At 39.5% G+C, this 18,248-nt stretch carries 18 protein-coding genes; 3 read left to right on the top strand and 15 right to left on the bottom strand.

Going from position 1 to position 18,248, the window contains the following annotated elements; all coding sequences use genetic code 11:
• Nucleotides 1-5: 5 nt before the first annotated feature.
• The 4 genes from LREU_RS01980 to trxB all read right to left on the bottom strand — a co-directional run bounded on the left by LREU_RS01980 (nucleotide 6) and on the right by trxB (nucleotide 3,896).
• Nucleotides 6-512, bottom strand: a complete 507-nt coding sequence (locus tag LREU_RS01980; protein WP_003667454.1) for an acyl-CoA thioesterase — start codon at nucleotides 510-512, stop codon at nucleotides 6-8.
• Nucleotides 513-557: 45 nt separating this feature from the next.
• The gene (locus LREU_RS01975; RefSeq protein ID WP_003667453.1) at nucleotides 558-1,442 is read right to left on the bottom strand and encodes an amino acid ABC transporter substrate-binding protein; all 885 of its coding nucleotides are present in this window, start codon (nucleotides 1,440-1,442) and stop codon (nucleotides 558-560) included.
• Between the two features lie 258 nt (nucleotides 1,443-1,700).
• Complete coding sequence (locus tag LREU_RS01970; protein ID WP_003667451.1) at nucleotides 1,701-2,870, bottom strand: ArgE/DapE family deacylase; 1,170 nt, start codon at nucleotides 2,868-2,870, stop codon at nucleotides 1,701-1,703.
• Nucleotides 2,871-2,963: 93 nt separating this feature from the next.
• Complete coding sequence (trxB, locus tag LREU_RS01965; RefSeq protein WP_003667450.1) at nucleotides 2,964-3,896, bottom strand: thioredoxin-disulfide reductase; 933 nt, start codon at nucleotides 3,894-3,896, stop codon at nucleotides 2,964-2,966.
• Nucleotides 3,897-4,158: 262 nt separating this feature from the next.
• Here trxB and LREU_RS01960 point away from each other — a divergent pair, with 262 nt between their 5' ends.
• Genes LREU_RS01960 through LREU_RS01950 form a run of 3 tightly spaced genes read left to right on the top strand, consistent with a single transcriptional unit; the run spans nucleotide 4,159 to nucleotide 7,177 of the window.
• Entirely contained in the window at nucleotides 4,159-4,962 is an 804-nt protein-coding gene (locus tag LREU_RS01960) for a (Fe-S)-binding protein (protein ID WP_012390506.1), read from the top strand.
• The gene (locus LREU_RS01955) at nucleotides 4,963-6,450 is read left to right on the top strand and encodes a LutB/LldF family L-lactate oxidation iron-sulfur protein (RefSeq protein WP_003667447.1); all 1,488 of its coding nucleotides are present in this window, start codon (nucleotides 4,963-4,965) and stop codon (nucleotides 6,448-6,450) included.
• The gene (locus LREU_RS01950) at nucleotides 6,443-7,177 is read left to right on the top strand and encodes a LutC/YkgG family protein (protein WP_003667445.1); all 735 of its coding nucleotides are present in this window, start codon (nucleotides 6,443-6,445) and stop codon (nucleotides 7,175-7,177) included. The genes LREU_RS01955 and LREU_RS01950 overlap by 8 nt, the downstream gene beginning before the upstream one ends.
• Before the next feature lie 71 nt (nucleotides 7,178-7,248).
• Here the strand turns inward: LREU_RS01950 and galU are convergent, their stop codons facing one another.
• The 11 genes from galU to LREU_RS01895 form a co-directional block, all read right to left on the bottom strand.
• A complete protein-coding gene (galU, locus tag LREU_RS01945; protein ID WP_003666398.1) occupies nucleotides 7,249-8,163 on the bottom strand; it encodes a UTP--glucose-1-phosphate uridylyltransferase GalU in 915 nt (304 codons plus the stop codon).
• Between the two features lie 64 nt (nucleotides 8,164-8,227).
• Nucleotides 8,228-9,244 (bottom strand): NAD(P)H-dependent glycerol-3-phosphate dehydrogenase, encoded by a 1,017-nt coding sequence (locus LREU_RS01940; protein WP_003667443.1) that lies wholly within the window; start codon nucleotides 9,242-9,244, stop codon nucleotides 8,228-8,230.
• A gap of 25 nt (nucleotides 9,245-9,269) precedes the next feature.
• The gene (lgt, locus tag LREU_RS01935; RefSeq protein WP_003667441.1) at nucleotides 9,270-10,097 is read right to left on the bottom strand and encodes a prolipoprotein diacylglyceryl transferase; all 828 of its coding nucleotides are present in this window, start codon (nucleotides 10,095-10,097) and stop codon (nucleotides 9,270-9,272) included.
• Nucleotides 10,098-11,060, bottom strand: a complete 963-nt coding sequence (gene hprK / locus LREU_RS01930) for an HPr(Ser) kinase/phosphatase (RefSeq protein WP_003666394.1) — start codon at nucleotides 11,058-11,060, stop codon at nucleotides 10,098-10,100.
• Nucleotides 11,061-11,074: 14 nt separating this feature from the next.
• Nucleotides 11,075-11,431, bottom strand: a complete 357-nt coding sequence (locus tag LREU_RS01925; RefSeq protein ID WP_003670462.1) for a phage holin family protein — start codon at nucleotides 11,429-11,431, stop codon at nucleotides 11,075-11,077.
• The gene (locus LREU_RS01920; RefSeq protein ID WP_003673186.1) at nucleotides 11,431-11,766 is read right to left on the bottom strand and encodes a PspC domain-containing protein; all 336 of its coding nucleotides are present in this window, start codon (nucleotides 11,764-11,766) and stop codon (nucleotides 11,431-11,433) included. The genes LREU_RS01925 and LREU_RS01920 overlap by 1 nt, the downstream gene beginning before the upstream one ends.
• A 29-nt stretch (nucleotides 11,767-11,795) precedes the next feature.
• A protein-coding gene (gene prfB, locus LREU_RS01915) for a peptide chain release factor 2 (protein WP_173030298.1) occupies nucleotides 11,796-12,912 on the bottom strand; the annotation gives its coding sequence in 2 pieces (ribosomal slippage) (nucleotides 11,796-12,839 and nucleotides 12,841-12,912; 1,116 coding nt in all).
• Between the two features lie 81 nt (nucleotides 12,913-12,993).
• Nucleotides 12,994-15,357: a preprotein translocase subunit SecA gene (secA, locus tag LREU_RS01910; protein WP_003666386.1), complete on the bottom strand. Its 2,364-nt coding sequence runs from the start codon at nucleotides 15,355-15,357 to the stop codon at nucleotides 12,994-12,996.
• 211 nt (nucleotides 15,358-15,568) lie between these two features.
• A complete protein-coding gene (hpf, locus tag LREU_RS01905) occupies nucleotides 15,569-16,117 on the bottom strand; it encodes a ribosome hibernation-promoting factor, HPF/YfiA family (RefSeq protein WP_003667436.1) in 549 nt (182 codons plus the stop codon).
• Nucleotides 16,118-16,248: 131 nt separating this feature from the next.
• Complete coding sequence (locus LREU_RS01900; protein ID WP_003667435.1) at nucleotides 16,249-16,929, bottom strand: ComF family protein; 681 nt, start codon at nucleotides 16,927-16,929, stop codon at nucleotides 16,249-16,251.
• Nucleotides 16,910-18,241, bottom strand: a complete 1,332-nt coding sequence (locus LREU_RS01895; RefSeq protein WP_003667434.1) for an ATP-dependent helicase ComFA — start codon at nucleotides 18,239-18,241, stop codon at nucleotides 16,910-16,912. The genes LREU_RS01900 and LREU_RS01895 overlap by 20 nt, the downstream gene beginning before the upstream one ends.
• Nucleotides 18,242-18,248 lie beyond the last annotated feature (7 nt).

The following is an 18,248-nucleotide window of genomic DNA, read 5'->3' as shown; positions in this document are numbered from 1 at the left end:
AAGTTTTACCACGGCTTGGAAATTGAAATATGAGGCAGAAATTCTTGCTGTTTTTGCCGCTGGTTTTGCCGTTGCTTAACACGTTGAGAATATGTTGCCATTAACGTCTTTTGCTCTTCAGTTTCTGGAATTAATTTATTAAATGCCGTTTGTTTTTCAGGATCAAGAATTACAAAAGTCATAAAACAATAAAAGCCGAGGAAACGTTCACCGGTCATCAAGTGCTCGCCAATTACTTTTGTAAACACTTCAATTGACCGCTTCCCAAAGCCAGTAACATATGCCTCCATACACATTGAATCTTGAAGGTCAAATGGTCGCAGAAATTGGATCTCATCCATTGACACTGTTGCAACTGTTGTTCGAGCTACTCGCATTGCTGCTACCGAGGCTTGACCATCAATCAATTCTAAGATTCGTCCCCCGTATACTGTCCCGTGCTCGTTTAAATCTGAATTACGAATCCGATGAATTGACACCGCTAATGTATCATTACATTTGATTGCACCCATTAAAAAACCTCCTTAGTCCTTGTTATATAAAATTTTAACAAATCATTAACGATTATTGTTGGATTTTTGAAATTCAGCAACCGGTCCCAGATAATTACTATTAATTCCTAGCCATTTTTTATTAATCCGTCGTAAGGTACCATCTTTTTGAAGAACCCCAAGAGCATAGTTAATTTTATTAATAAGCGTCCGGTCCCCCTTCCTCATTCCAATTGCAACTCGGTCTGCAGGATAAGCAGATGCTGAAATCAATTTATAATTATTATTATTTGCAATGTGAGTCGCATAATAGCCGGCATAGACAGTCCCGGCAAGTACTCCTTGTGTTCGGCCTGCTTGCAGATCCATGAAAGCACTTGAGTTATCTTGATAAAGAATTGGCTTTTGTCCTTTAACTAGCCTCTTCAATACTTGAGGATATTTGTCAAAATCAGTTTGAGCGGTTGAACTTTCTTGAATTCCTAATACCTTTCCTTTCATATCCTTGAAATTTTTAATTTTACTATTTTTCCGCACCACTAATGATTGCCCAGAGAGTTCATAAACCCGACTAAATGCAATTCGTTTTTGTCGGGAAGGAGTAGCTGTATAGCCGTTCCAAATACAATCAATTGTGCCATTTTTTAATTCGGTTTCCTTCATTGACCAATCAATTGACTGAAAATCAGCTTTCAATCCTAAAACTTTCGCAACTGCGCGGGATAAATCAACATCATAACCAACCAGTTGACCATTCTTCTTCCGAAAATCCATTGGAACAAAAGTATCATCAACCCCGATAAGTAATGTTCCCCGCTTCTTTATTCTTTCCCACGTATCAGTGTGGTTCGCCCGGTAATTCTCATTTTGAATCTTAAAGCCACTTGTAAAAACAATTAAAGGTAAAAGCAATATTAAAACTAATTCGAAATTAATTATCTTTTTCTTCATACTTATCTTCTCCTTTATCAAAAAACGCCCCTTGAAGAATAAATCTTCAAAGGACGTATTTAGTATGCGTGGTGCCACCTTTTTTCACAGCTACCTCACAGCAACTGCCTCATTAAGTTCAGTCATTTGCGACGAAACTCTTTGTGATAACGGGTGACTCCCGGATTCTTCTTTCAATCAAAAAATCTTTACTCCCAGGTGTGATTCATTAGCATAAAAGCTCCTTTTCCATCAGCCGGAGTCTCTGTACGGTCATGCTTAACTACTAGCCTGTTCATCGTCTTTAGTATTATTCAAATATTGTTTAGCAATTTCAACATAAGCTTGCTGAGCCGTTAAATAATCATCAAGCGCAATACGTTCATCAATTTGGTGTGATAACTTTTCAATCCCTGGTCCGTATTCAATTATTGGAAAGTTGTGATTGTCTAAAACATAGCGGGATGCATCCGTTGCCCCATGAGAAATCACTACATCCGGTTGCCTGCCGCTAACCTTTTTAATTGCCGTTTGAGCAAGGGCAATGAAGCGATCTTGCTTATTTGTAACCACTGGCATAAAACTGGCAACAACTTTTAACTTCAATTGAATTTTAGGTTTCTTGTTTAACCCATCAATAATATCCTGTAATCTTTTTTGCGTCTCCACATTATCACATTCTGGAATCGTGCGAACATTTCCTTTTAAGTATGCAAAATCAGGAATTGAGTTTAACTGCTCTCCACCATGAAAGACAGTCACACTATGAATTAATTTTCCTAGGGTGGGACTTACTGCTGCATCGTCAAATGCCCGTGATTCTTTATTGATAAATTTCACTAGATTTGTAACAGCATTTGCCCCTAATTCTGGTTGTGAACTATGAGCTAATTTCCCATGAGATTCAACAATATAATCAAAGGAGCCACAGTGGGCATACTCGATTTGACCAGTGGTAGCTTCCCCAATGATCATTGCGTCAACATCGTGTACGTATCCTTGATCAGTAAGTTCAAGCGAACCCTTTCCTCCAACTTCTTCATCAACAGTGGCAATCAGGCGAACTTTCCCATGTTTTGGCAAATCTGCTTCTTGAAGCTCAATTAAAGCACCCACCATGGCTGCCAACCCGGACTTCATATCAACTGCACCCCGACCATAGATTTTACGGTCTACTAATTGGCCAGCGAATGGCGGGTATGTCCATTTTTGCGGATCACTTGGATCAACAGTATCCAAGTGTCCAGCTAGGGCGAGTACCGGCCCCTTATCATTACCAATCTCTGCAATTAAATTGGTTCGATTTGGTGCAAAGGAAACTAGTTTGCAAGAAATATGATGAGCTTCTAAGACCCTTTTAATATAATTAGCTTCGTCTTCTTCATTACCATTTACAGTATTTATCTGGATCAACTTCTGTAATAGCTTTACCTTTTCATCATTTTCCAATAGTAATCGCCCTCCTTTTCTAATTATTTTTTAATCAAAACTATAACACTAAACAAAAAAAGATGCTAGAGCTTTTCTCTAACATCCTTTTTATTAAGCCATCGATTTAATGTATTGGTAAACTTGCTGTCCAGCAATTGCACCATCACCAACAGCTGTTGCAACCTGTCGTAATGGTGTTTCACGAACGTCCCCAATGGCAAAAATACCTGGTACTGCCGTCCGCATTCGCTCATCAGTCTTTACCCAGCCTTGATCATCTAGAATATCTAAATTCTTAAAAGCAGCGGTCATTGGGAAATTGCCAACATAAATGAAGACGCCATCTGCAGCCATTTCACCATCTTCACCAGTCTTATTATTATGAGTTTTAACACCCGTTACTTTAATATCATCCCCAACAATTTCAGTCACACTAGTGTTGTAAACAAACTCAATCTTGTCATTATTCATCGCTTCTGCTTGAATAATTGGTTCAGCCCGGAGCTCATCACGACGAACAAGCACTGTTACTTTGGAAGCCAATTGCGTTAAGTAAACCCCCTCTTCAACAGCCGCATCACCACCGCCAACAACGATTAAATGCTTTCCCTTAAAGAAAGCTCCATCACAAACTGCACAGTATGAAACACCACGGCCACCAAATTCTTCTTCTCCAGGGACATTGAGGTGCCGCTGATCAGATCCAGTCGCAATTACAACCGCCTTTGCAGTATATGTTTCATCCATATCAGTAGTGATCTTCTTTAAGTCACCATCAAGTTCCACTTTGGTTACTGTTCCATAAGCATATTCTGCGCCAAATTGAGTTGCACCTTCATACATCTGTTGGGCAAGTTCAGGACCCTTAACACTCTTAAATCCTGTATAATTTTCAATTTCAGCAGTATTATTCAAGTTTCCGCCGTAAATTCCACGATCAAGCATCAAGACAGATAGGTTTGCACGTGAGGCATACATTGCTGCGGTCATTCCACCAGGGCCGGCACCAATGATTACAACATCATATTGCTTACTTTCAGCCATTTCTCTCTTCCTCCTCGAATAATTTTTTTACTATCCATATCATACCGACTTTGGATCTTTTTGTCTATCGTTTAGCTTACTTTTTATCAGTGATATTCTTTATCGAACTATAACTAATATTATAATTTTATATAGAATATTTAATCAATTAAATCGTTTTCAAACCTAATTTTATCATATTTGAGTTATACTTATTATGATAAGCAATTATATTTTTTCGATTTTTAAGGAGGCGAAGTGCATCCAATTAATGCACGCATGTATGAAAGTCTGTATTTTTTCTACCTGTATTGTTGATCTGCTTTATCCAGATGTCGGAAAGGCAACGGTTGAACTTCTCCAACGTTTTGGCTGCGAAACCTTTTTCCCCGATAAACAAATTTGCTGCGGACAACCAACTTATAATAGCGGTTATGATCGTGAAACAATTGCTACATTTAAAAATCAACTCGATGCCCTTTTAAGTATTGACGCCGATTATATTGTTGGGCCTTCCGGATCATGTGTTGCCATGCTTCATGAATACAAGAACATTTTCAAAGATGATCCAGAGTATTCGAAGAAAGCACAAGCCCTTTATGATAAATCTTTTGAACTAACGCAATTTATTTACCGGGTTCTCGGTATTCTTGATTGTGGTGCAGACCTAGATGATACGGCAACCTTTCACCGTTCTTGTCACATGACTCGTCTTCTTGGTGAACGCACGGCACCAATTGTTCTTCTTGAACACGTCAAGGGTCTCGAACTCATCCCCCTTCATAACATTCAATTATGTTGTGGCTTTGGTGGAACATTCTCTGCTAAAGAACCCCTTCTCTCTGAAGCGATGGTCGATGATAAAGCAAATAATGTTTTGAAGACAAAAGCACATATTCTTATTGCTTGTGAGCAAACATGTTTAATGAATATTGGTGGACGAATTAACCGTCGCCGGGATGGCTCTCACATTACAATTATGCACATTGCTGAGGTCCTTAATCATAACGTTGACACTAGCCGGATCACTTATGTCAAAGATACGGATCATGTAATGGTACCAGCAAACGGAAACGGGGTGTTTTAGATGGGAATAGCCACAAGCGATAAGCCTTTTACGGAACGAATCAAGGACGCGGAAGCCGATAAATTTATGCGGGCATCGGTTGCTAAAGCACAAGACGCTCAATTCCAAAAACGAACAGAAGCGCGCCGCCAGTTAGGTCATTGGGAAGGTTGGCGTGATCTCTCTGCCGAAATTCGTCAACATGTTATTAAGCACCTTCCGGATTACTTGGAAGAATTCAGTGACAACGTTCAAAAAAATGGTGGTCATGTTTTCTTTGCCAAGGATGGTGACGAAGCAAGTGCCTTTATTAAACAATTAGCAATCAAAAAGCAAGCTCATCACGTTGTTAAATCAAAGTCAATGGTCACTACAGAAATTGGCCTTGATAAAGAACTATTGACTATCCCTGGCCTTTCATTAATGGAAACCGATTTAGCCGAGTTTATTTTACAGGAAGATAACTGGGATGAACCAACTCATATTGTTTTCCCTACATTGCATAAAAACCGCAACCAAATTCAAAAAGTTTTTGAAAAACTCGGTTATGATGGTGATAACGACCCTGAACACATGGCAAGATTTGTCCGCCACTATCTCCGCAATTACTTTATGCAAGCTGATTTTGGCATTACTGGCTGTAATTTTGCGATTGCTGATAACGGGATGATTAACTTGGTCACAAACGAAGGAAATGCTGATATAAGTATGGCAATTCCTAAAACCCAGGTTGTAGTCATGGGGATGGAACGAATTGTACCAAGCTTAAAAGAAGCAGAAGTCCTCGACAATGTTTTATGTCGAAGTGCAGTTGGTCAAAAACTAACTAGTTACTGTACTTTTTCGAAAGGTAAGGAAGCAGATGAAGCCGATGGACCAGACGACTTCTATGTTGTCATTGTTGATAATGGTCGTTCCAAGATGCTGAATTCTGATTTTGAACCAATGCTGCAATGTATTCGTTGTGGTTCTTGCTTAAACGTTTGCCCCGTTTACCGACAAGTCGGTGGAAAGGGCTATGGATCGATTTATCCTGGACCAATGGGTGAAGTTCTTTCACCGATTTTAGGCGGTTATCAAGAATTCAAGGAATTGCCATATGCATGTAGTTTATGTGCTGCTTGCACGGAAACTTGTCCTGTTAAAATTCCTCTTCATGAGTTAATCCGTCATCACCGTTATGTAGAAATTGATGAGCTTCATTTAGATCACAGTCCTTCAAATGCTCTTTTGAAGGCAGTTGGTAAAGGTACCAGCTCCCCTACGCTTTTTAATGATGCAATGCGATTTGCTCATATTGCTCTTGAGCCATTTGGCAAGAAAACAACTCCTGAAGACATTAAGAACCTTTATCCAGATGGTAAAATTAACCACCTTCCCGCAATTGCTCCTAAACTAGCTCATGGCTGGGTAGACGTTCGTGATCTCGCTGTTCCGCCGAAGTATCATCAAAACTTCCGGCATTGGTATCGTCATTACGAAGAAGAGGAGGAGCAGAAAAATGACTGATTACTTACAAGAAGCAGACACTGCTAAAAATCAAGAAGACTTCTTAAATCGAATTGCAAAGGCTGCCAACCGTCCTCGCCATACGCTTGGTGAAGATCCATTTGTCCCCGTTAATGATCTTCCAGAAACTACCCTTGCTGGAAAAAGTCAAGATGAACTTCTTGAACTCGCACGCAAAAATAGCGAAGAAGTTCATGTTGATTTCCATGTTGTTAAATCAGCCGATCTTGGCCACACTCTCAATGATTTTATCCAAGAAAAAGAGATTAAAAGTTTAATGCTTCCCTCCTTTGATGAAGAGAAGTGGCAAGATTATTCATTGGGGAAATGGCAGGATAATTTGCGAGTAGATCCTATTTACTATTGGGAGCCTGAATTTGGGCGGCAAAACATTGTAAATGCAAATAACAGTGATGGGGCAATTGGCTTTGCGGACTTTCTATTAGCCGAGTCAGGGACCGTAACCGTTGCAACCTACCCACAACAAGGACGGATGTTCCATTTTCTTCCAACCCATTACCTAGCTATTGTGCCAAAAAGCAAAATTTTACCACGTTCACGGCAAGCAATGGATTATTATCAAAAAGCAATTCAGGATGGTAGTTTACAAACATCAAACATCAACTTTATTACCGGCCCATCTAATTCTGGTGATATTGAAATGGTACTAATCGTTGGTGTTCACGGTCCACTTGATATGGAATATGTCGTTGTTGAAGATATGTAAAAAAAATAAACCTTCAAGATCCCTATAACGAATCTTGAAGGTTTAATTTTGTTAAAAGGCTAATGCTAGTCTTACTTCTTAGAATTATTTTGCTTATCTTCAGCAGCAAGTTTTGCGCCTAATTCCTTAATGTATTCACGCAATTCTTCTTTAACTTGTGGGTGTTCCAAACCATATTCAATGTTTGTCTTAACCCAGCCAAACTTATTACCAACATCGTAACGGTCACCCTTGTATTCACGAGCGAATACCCGTTGAGTTTGGTTCAGAGTATCAATTGCATCAGTTAATTGAATTTCGCCGCCCTTACCTGGCTTAGTCTTTGCCAATACGTCAAAGATTTCTGGAGTAAAGACATACCGACCAATAATTGCTAAATCACTTGGGGCATCTTTAGGAGCTGGCTTTTCAACGAAGCTAGTTACGTTATAGAGACCTGGCGTAACTTCCTTGCTAGGATTAATTACACCATACTTTGCAGTATCTTCATGTGGAACCCGCATAACAGCAAGAGTAGATGCGCCAGTTTGGTTATAACTTTCAATCAATTGCTTTGTTAAAGCTTCATTCTTGTTGTTAATGTTATTAAGGTCATCCCCAAGCATAACAACAAATGGTTCATCCCCGATAAAATCACGAGCAGTTAAAACAGCGTCCCCTAAACCACGAGGATGAGATTGACGAATGAAGTAAATATTAACATCGGTTGTTTCTTCAACCATCTTTAACATCTCATCCTTGTGTTTTGAACGAAGATTATCTTCCAACTCTGGATTAGAGTCAAAATGGTCTTCAATCGACCGCTTATTCTTTCCATCAACAACAACAATATCTTCAATTCCTGATTTGCGCGCTTCTTCAACAATAAATTGAATTGTTGGCTTATCAACAATTGGTAACATTTCCTTTGCCAATGCCTTTGTTGCAGGAAGAAAACGAGTTCCTAAACCGGCAGCAGGAATAATGGCTTTTCTAACACGTTTCATACTTATAAAACCCTTTCCATGTTTCAATTTCTCTCAATATCCATCCTCTAGCATTTTACCATATTTATTCGTTTTCTGAAGTAAGATCTCGGTCCATTAATTGAGAAATTGCAGTTTTAATATCTTCGCCTTCATACAAAACACGGTAAAGAGCTTCGGTAATTGGCATCTGTACTTGTCGTTTACGACTTAATTCATAAGCGGCTTTGGTAGTATAGACACCTTCGATAACCATTCCCATATTATCAATTACATCTTGAAGCTTTTTTCCTTGCCCCAATTGATAGCCAGCACGCCAATTTCGAGAATTTTTACTGGTAGCAGTAACAACAAGGTCACCAACCCCAGAAAGACCAATAAAAGTCATCGGGTTGGCACCAAAAGCAACTCCCAATCGGCGAATTTCTGCAAGTCCACGAGTAATTAACGCTGCCCGAGCATTATCATGATAACCAAGTCCCTGAATAGCTCCAGCACCAATTGCAATAATGTTCTTTAAGGCTGCGCCAAATTCGGCACCAATTACATCGTCATTAGTGTACACACGGAAATAAGAATTACTAAATAACTTCTGCGCCTTTTTAGCACTGGCCAGGTCCTCACAAGCTGCGGTTACAGCTGTCATATCTTTAATCGCCACATCTTCAGCATGACTCGGACCTGATAAAACAACAATTGCCTGACGGTTTTCAGGAGAAATATCTTCGCTAAGCATTTCCGATGGCCGCTTATAAGTATTTTGTTCTAAGCCTTTCGTTGCGTGAATAACTAGCGGTTTTTGATGTAATTCAGTCAAAATTGCATTTAATTGCTTAGCAACTTCACGAAGACCCTTTGTTGGAATTACAATCAGGACCACACTGGCACCCTTAACAGCTTTTTTCATGTCCGTTGTTGCTGTTAAGTTAGTAGAATAAACAAAATCTTTCATATAGCGAGGATTTGTATGTTCAGTATTTAATTGCTTAACTTGTTCCTCATTACGAGACCATAATGTTACATCGTGGCCATTTTCTGTAAGCATGTTTGCTAAAACACTGCCCCACGAACCAGCACCTAAAACAGCAATTTTTTCTGCCATAATTTTTTCTCCTTCTCTAATTCAATTAATTTTTGTTTATTCCGTTATAATACCACGGAATATTTTTATGACGTCGAATTATTAGTATTATTAATGCACTGACAAAAAACACTATCGAAAGTAATTGTGAAATGCGAATACTTCCAAGCATTAAACTATCGGTCCGCATTCCTTCAATAAAGAAGCGGCCAAACGCATACCACATTACATAAGTTAAGAAAATTTCACCGCGACGAAATAGATGTTTGCGATGGCGAAGTAACATTAATAATGCAAAACCGGTTAAATCCCATAATGACTCGTATAAGAACGTTGGAATTCGATAGTGACCACCGATATACATTTGGTTTATTATCCAATTTGGAATATGCTGAGCCATTAAATGCGCCCGTGTCGTAATATCACCAAATGCCTCTTGATTCATAAAGTTACCCCACCGGCCAATTCCTTGAGCCATAATAAGGGTTGGGGCAATGATGTCCATCATCAGCCAGCTAGATAAATGGCGGTAATGGCAAAAGACAAGTAAAACAATAAAGCCTCCTAAAATCGCTCCATATATCGCAATTCCACCATCCCAGATAGCAATAATCTCACTTGGATGCTGGGAGTAGTAGCTCCACTGAAATACGACATAGTAAATCCGTGCGCAAATTATCGCAATCGGAAGCGCCCATAGAAGATAATCATAAAAATCATCTTCAGGAATCCCCTCTCGCTTTCCTTCACGAACGGCTAACAAAAGAGCCAAAACTACCCCGCTAGCAATAATGACGCCATACCAGTGGATAGTAAACGGACCACCTTGGAAAGCGATTGGGTTTAAAGCGGCTTTTATTCCTTGATTAATCATCTAGTTTGCCGACCCCTTATTATTCTTACTATCACGTTCCGAATTCTGCTTAATCAACTGGTTAAGGTTTCGATCAAATGTTTCAGTCGCATCATAGCCCATTGTCTCAGCCCGATAATTCATTGCAGCTGATTCAATAATAATTGCTAAATTACGACCAGTTTTTACCGGCACAGAGACTTTAGGCACAATGACACCTTGAATTGTTTGAGTATCTCCACGGTCACCAAGACGATCAAATTGTACATCCGGAGTCCACGTTTCAAGGTGAACAATTAAACTAATTTGATCAGAAGGCATAATTGCCCCTGTTCCATAGAGCGTAGAGACATCAATAATTCCAATTCCACGAATTTCCATTAAGTGTTTTAAAATTTGCGGAGCAGTCCCTACCAAAGTCTGTTCGTCACGGGCGTAAACTTCTACCCGATCATCAGCAATCAGTCGGTGTCCACGACGCACAAGTTCCAACGCGGTCTCACTCTTACCCACTCCCGAATCACCAGTAATGAGCACTCCAACCCCACTGATATCAACTAATACACCGTGGAGAGACTTTCGTGGTGCCAAACGTTCAAGCAAGTAAGAAGTCATGTTACTTAATATTTGAGAAGAGGTTAAATGCGTTCCTAAGATTGGAATTTTTGCATCTTCCGCCGCCTTCTTTAGCTCCTTAGGAATTGGCAGATTAGTTGAGATAACAAAACATGGCGTTTGTGGCATACACATTTTTGTCATGTACTCCTCACGTTGCTCATGAGTTAAGTCTTTAGCAAATGAGGTTTCCGTGATTCCTAACAATTGAATCCGTGCTGCTGGATAATGCTTGAAATACCCCGCGAATTCAAGAGCCGGCCGTGAAATATCACTGGTTGTTATCTTACGTTGGAGGTAATCTTCTCCTTGCAAGACTTTTAACCGGACCTTATCAACTAATTCTTGCACCGTTACATTGTTTGGCATTTTTCTCCACTCCTTTACAATCTATCCTCGTGACTTGTGATAACTGCATTGAAAATTGCCATAATAATCGCAATCAACATTGCAGAACCAAATGACGAAAAATGAAAGTTTGCCGACCCGACAAGCATCGATGTTAGTTGTAGCATAATTCCATTAATTACAACACTAAAAAGGCCCAGGGTCAAAATATTAATCGGCAACGATAAAATTACTAAAATTGGCTTAATAGCAACGTTCAAAATTGCTAACACAAAGCTTGCCAATGGTGCAATCCAAGCACTTGTGATATAAAACATCCCTGTTCCGGCAAATAAACCAGCAAGGGCAATAAAAAGGATTGTATCAATCAATACTCGTTTCCAAAATTCCATCATGATCTTCCATTTCTTTTAATGTCTTTTTCCTCGACATTCGTTAAAGTCCGCCGAGAACGTTGGTGAGGCTGTTGAGATGTTTTTTGTGATTCACTGAAGGACTTTAAAAATCCTAGTAAATCGGGATTTTGTGGATCAGCAGGCATTATTATTATCAAAATAATATAGATAATAATACCTGGAACAAAACCGGTAAAAATAGTCAGTAAGACATATAAAATCCGTAAAATATTTGGCTGAATCTTAAAGTACTGGCCAATTCCGCCAAATACACCAGCTATCATTCGATCTGATCCTGAGCGAGTTAATCTTTTATGTTGACTTTCGCGCACTTTACTCACTTCCTTCCAAACCAAATAACTTATTGAGGATTCTTTTGACTAAGTTTCCACTGGAGGAAAGCATCAATAAATGGATCAAGGTCCCCGTCCATTACAGCTTGCCCATTATGGGTTTCATAACCCGTTCGATTATCCTTGACTAGGGTGTATGGGTGAAAAACATATGAACGAATTTGAGAACCCCAACCAATATCAAGTTGTTCACCCTCAATTTCCGCCCGTTTTTTCGCTTTCTTTTCTTCTTCCAGTTCATATAACTTTGATTTTAACATATTCATTGCAGTCACTCGGTTTTGGAGTTGGGATCGTTCAGCTTGAGAAGAGGTTACAATCCCGGTTGGAATATGCGTAATCCGAACAGCAGATTCCGTTTTATTAATATGCTGACCACCAGCACCACTAGACCGGAAAGTATCAACTCGTAAATCTGATGGATCAATATCAACCTCAACACTATCATCCAACTCTGGCATTACGTCAACCGAAGCAAATGATGTATGACGCCGACCAGCCGCATCAAATGGGGAAATACGAACAAGCCGATGGACTCCCTTTTCACTGCGAAGGTAACCAAACGCATTATGCCCTTTAATTAGCAGCGTAACACTCTTGATACCAGCTTCATCACCGGCTTCATAACTTGCTGTTTCAACAGAGAAGCCATGCTGTTCACCCCAACGAACATACATCCGCAGAAGCATTTCACCCCAATCTTGGGCCTCAGTGCCGCCCGCTCCGGGATGAATTTCTAAAATAGCATTTTTAGCGTCGTATTCCCCATCAAGAAGTTGGGTCAACCGATACTGTTCTAAGGCCTTTTGTGTATTTGTAAATGATGCTTCGAACTCTTTTTGTAAATCATCGTCCGGTTCGACCGCGAGTAATTCAAGCGACGTTTCAAGATCGCCAATCTGATCACGTAAATTCACAAAAGTATCCCGTTTCTCTTTTAAAATATTATTTTCCGCAATAACCTTCTGTGCCTGCTCATTATCATTCCAAAAGTCTGGTTGAGCCATTTCCTGTTCAATTTCTGCAATGCGCTCATCTAGTGCATCTAAGTCAAAGAGACCTCCCGAAGTGCGTAACTTCTTTTTGCATTGATTCTACTTGTTTTTTTGCTTCATTTAATTCCACAATCGAACCTCCGTTATACAACAATACGGCAGCGGTACCGCCATGGGTTACCTTACTGCCGTACCTAGTAGTAATTAACAATTAACGTGTTACATTTTGCCGAATTTCTGACTTCATGAAGAGTCGAGTAGTTTCGTACTCAATATCAGCAATCATTTGTTCAAACATGTGATAACCAGCAGTTTGATATTCAACCAATGGATTTAATTGTCCATATCCACGTAAGCCAACTGACTGCCGGAATTGATCCATGATGTCAATATGATCAGTCCAGTGTGAGTCAACTACCCGCAAAATAACAACCTTTTCAAATTCAAGCATTTGTGCTGGATCATAAAGTTGTTTTTGCTTTTCCTTATAAACTCCCTGGGCAAATGTCATCAAGTAATCCACCATTTCTTGAGGTGATTTACCTTCTAGATCCTTAACTGTGATGGTATCAGGCTTGATTAAGACTTCTTCTGCAAAGTCAACAATTCCTTGTAAATCCCAATCCTTCTTGTCACCAAGGGTATGTTGATCAACTTCACGCTGGATTGTCCGTCTAAACATTGGCATAAGGACCCACTTCAGCGACTTATCTTCAGTGATAATTTGTTGCCGCTCTTTATAGATGATTTCACGTTGTTCACGCATAACATCATCATATTGAAGAACGTTCTTCCGTGAATCGTAGTTGTTACCTTCAACCCGCTTTTGAGCTGATTCAACCTGGTGAGTTAAGAAACGACTTTTAATGACAGCATCTTCATCATTAACCTTCATCCGTTCTAAGAAGGCTTTGATCCGGTCCCCACCAAATCGCTTCATCAAATCATCTTCAAGCGATAGGTAGAATTGTGATAGACCAGGATCACCTTGCCGTCCAGAACGTCCACGAAGCTGATTATCAATCCGCCGTGATTCATGTCGTTCAGTACCAATAACCGCAAGTCCACCAATTTCACGTACTCCAGGGCCTAACTTAATATCTGTCCCCCGCCCAGCCATGTTGGTAGCGATAGTTACTGCACCTTTTTGACCAGCATTTTTAACAATTTCCGCTTCCTTAGCGTGATTCTTAGCGTTTAAAACAACATGCGGAATGTTCTCTTTATCAAGAAGTTGAGATAGGTATTCAGAAGTTTCAACAGCAACTGTCCCAACTAAAATTGGTTGCCCTTTAGCATGAAGTTTCTTAATCCGATCGACAACAGCTGCAAACTTACTTTGTAATGTTGGATAAAGCAAGTCAGGCTCGTCTTTCCGCTGAACGGGACGGTTAGTGGGGATAGTAATAGTTTCCATGTTGTAAATTTCACGGAATTCTTCTTGTTCAGTTTTAGCAGTACCAGTCATCCCCGCCAGTTTGTTATACATCCGGAATAAGTTCTGGTATGTAATGTTAGCCATTGTCTTGTTTTCTTCTTGAATTTCTACGCCTTCTTTGGCTTCAATAGCTTGGTGCAGGCCATCAGAGAAACGCCGACCTTCCATTACACGTCCAGTAAAGGAGTCAACAATTAATACTTCACCATCTTGAACCACATAATCCTTATCTAAAAGCATGATATAGTTAGCACGCAAAGCCTGATCCAAGTGGTGGGTCAACGCAGTATTTTCTGGATCATATAGGTTCTTTAGGTTGAAGTATTTTTCAGCTTTTTTAATTCCTTCATCAGTTAATGAAACTGTCTTTGATTCAAGATCAATCTTGTAATCAACATCTTTCTTTAACTGCTTAACAAACCGATCAGTCTGTTTGTATAACTTAGAAGTTCCCGTTCCTGGTCCTGAAATGATTAACGGTGTTCGCGCTTCATCAATTAAAATTGAATCCACCTCATCAACTAAAGCATAGTTTAACCCACGTTGGACTTGGTCTTCTTTGTAAACGGCCATGTTATCACGAAGGTAATCAAATCCAATTTCACTATTAGTGGAATACATAATATCAGCTTTATATGCTTCTCGTTTTTGATCAGGGCTCATCTCTGAGTTGTTAATACCAACAGAACATCCAAGCCAATTATAAAGCTGTCCCATTTCGGTAGCATCACGCTTTGACAAGTATTCGTTAACAGTAATAACATGAACACCTTTTCCCGAGATCGCATTAAGGTAAACCGGCATTGTGGCAGTTAATGTCTTACCTTCACCAGTCCGCATTTCTGCAATATTACCTTCGTGGAGAACAATCCCCCCCATGATCTGGACATGGAATGGATATAGTCCTAAGACCCGCTTAGCACCTTCACGAGAAACTGCGAATGCTTCTGGCAACATATGATCCAAGGATTCACCTTTTTTATAACGTTCCCGAAATTCATCAGTTTTTGCCTGAAGCTGTTCATCAGTTAGTTCAGACATTTGTTTAGCATAACTCTCGACTTTATTTGCTATTTTGTTAATTCGCCGTAATTCACGACGATCGCTTTCAATCCATTTTTTTAGAATATTGGCCATAAAAGCGTCCTTCCTACTTTCTGGCTTAAGTCCAAAATCAATAAAAAAGTACTACTCAAGCCAATTATATTTTTTTACTCTAACCATAATATTTTACCACGTTCATGGTATAAATAAAAATTATTAGTATGGATATTACAAGGTGGCTATAAGTTATAAGATACAAAAAGCGCCAATGATTTCTCATCCGCGCTCTTCATATTGGCATTGACTATTCAGCTTCAATCAAGCCATAACGACCATCATTACGACGGTAAACAATGCTTGTACCATTAGTTTCAGCATCTTGGAAGATAAAGAAATTGTGTCCAAGCATATCCATTTGAAGGACAGCTTCTTCAGGATCCATTGGCTTTAATGAAACTTGCTTCGTCCGTACAATCTTTAATTCATCATCTTGTCCATCTGTTCCATCATTATCAGATGGGATGAATTCAAGGTTCTTTAAACCCTTTTCACGTGACTTACGGTTAACCTTCGTCTTGTACTTCCGGATTTGCCGTTCAAGCTTATCAGTAACTAAGTCAATACTTCCATACATATCATTAGAAGTCTCTTCTGCCCGCAACGTTAGGTATGGAAGTGGAATTGTTACTTCAACCTTATACGTCCGGTTTGGATAAACTTTTAAGTTCACGTGGGCGGTAGCTTCAACACTATCTTCAAAGAACTTTTGAAGCTTGCTGATTCGCTTTACAACGTAATCACGAATTGACTCAGTAACTTCGACATTTTCACCACGAATATTGAACTTTAACATTGTACTTCTCTCCTTTCAGCCAAGCAATTGCTTGATCTGATATCAGAAGGACCACTCTTCTCATATCCTATTTTTATTATAGATTAGTTTGTGTTAATTAACAAACTTTATTAATGCATCTTAATAAGAATTTAACGTGCTAGTGAAACGCTACCAATCTCTTTACAGCCGGCTTGTTTAAAAAGTACTGCTGCATGGTACAACGTCCTTCCTGTAGTATAGACATCATCAACTAAAAGGATCCGTTTATTAATTACTTCTTCTGGAGATTTAAGTATAAATGGTTGCTTAGTTGTAAGTCTTTCTTCTTTTGTCTTGCTTGATTGCGCTACTTTTGAACTTGCCCTAGTTCCTAAGATTGATTGGTAAGGTACTTCTCGTAGTAGACCAACAACTTGATTAAAGCCGCGCGTTTGCATCGTTGTCGACGTTACTGGAATCGGGACAATTAAATCTGCTTTCTGTTCATTAACCACTTTGCTAAGTTCACGCTGAAACACCTCTCGCAAACGATAATCGCCATTAAATTTATAACGTTGCATATATTCTTTCATCGCCTCGTTATACCGATATAATCCTCGATGATGCAAGTACCAACCGTAAAGTTTCTTCCAAGTCTGACAGTCTGCACATAAGGAACTATTTTTACCAGTATTGTTTCTACCACATCCTGCACATCCGTGATCATCCCAGCGCACAAAACTTTCCTTACATTTAGCACATAGTACAGGCATGATAATTTCGCGAAAGCTAAAAATATCTTTCAAACTTAGCTGGAAAGATATTCTTTTATTACACAAAAGACACTCCATCTATCAACCTTTGACCTTTCCGATTCAAGTACTTCACCTGAGAAATAGCTTGATTAACTTGTCGACAATTACAATTAATCCAAAAAACAACCCGTCCAGTTGGCCGACTTTGCGCACGTCCAGCTCGACCAGCAATTTGCACTAATGCCGAGGAGGAAAAAACTGGATCATCAGCACCCAAAACATAGACATCAATTTCTGGAAAAGTAACCCCCCGTTCAAGAATAGAAGTCGTGACTAAAAAGTCGTAATCACCATCACGCATTTTTTGAACTTTTTCTAATCGTTCTGGATCACTTGCATGAACAGTAGCAAAGCGGAAAGTTGCAAAAGAATGCCGTAATGCAGCTTCAACCAATGCTAAATCTGCAATATGAGGAATAAATAGCAAAAAGCGATGGCCTTCCCTTAGCGTTTCCTGCAACTGTTGAATAACTTGCGGGGGTAATTGCTGTCTTTCTAAACGTCGCCGCCATCCAAAAGCTAGTCTAACTTTTATTTGTGGAAGTAAATGCCCATGATAACGAAGAGGCAAATAATTAACAACTAATCGTTTACTTTTAATTTCTCGCAGCAAAGCATCACCTGGGGTCGCAGTTAAGTAAAGACACCCTCCGTTCTCTTTTATTGCTTGCTTAGTCGCATATAATAACGAAGCATTAGCAGCATACGGAAAGGCATCTACTTCATCAATAATTAAATTATCAAAAGCATGATAGAAACGAAGCAATTGATGAGTTGTGCAAATAGTCAGTTGGGCATAATGATAAGGTAATTCTTGTCGACCATGCAAAAGAGCAATATCACAATTAGCAAAAGCAGCTTTTAAACGAGGAAATAATTCTAAACAGACATCTACTCGTGGAGAAGCTATTCCAATTCTTTCACCACGTTTAATTGCTGCAGCGATCCCCGCAAACATCATCTCAGTCTTCCCGGCACCTGTAACTGCCCATAACAATTGCTGAACATGATCAGCCATTCCCTGGGAAATTTTTTCTGAAGCTTGTTGCTGAAGAGGCGATAATTTTCCTTTCCAGGTCAACACCGGTTCGGTAACCGTAAATTGATTTGGCTCTGGAACATGATAAAATTTATTTAACGTTGAAACACGACCAAGATTAATGCAATGTGGACAATAAAACTCACCTCGTGGCAAAGCACCTAGCGATTTTTCTGTGACATAATTGCAGCGATAACATCTAATATTCGCAGTATCGATTCTAATTGTTGGTAGTTCTTGAATTCCTGATTGTATCAACTCATGACGCGGAACTAAGACTCGTCGCCCATAATAATTGTCTAAATCCATTATTCAC

Origin of the sequence: Limosilactobacillus reuteri subsp. reuteri (assembly GCF_000016825.1) — a bacterium.
Lineage (GTDB): Bacteria > Bacillota > Bacilli > Lactobacillales > Lactobacillaceae > Limosilactobacillus > Limosilactobacillus reuteri.
Note: the sequence above shows the minus strand (reverse complement) of the source record. Positions and strands in the feature narration are given on the sequence as shown.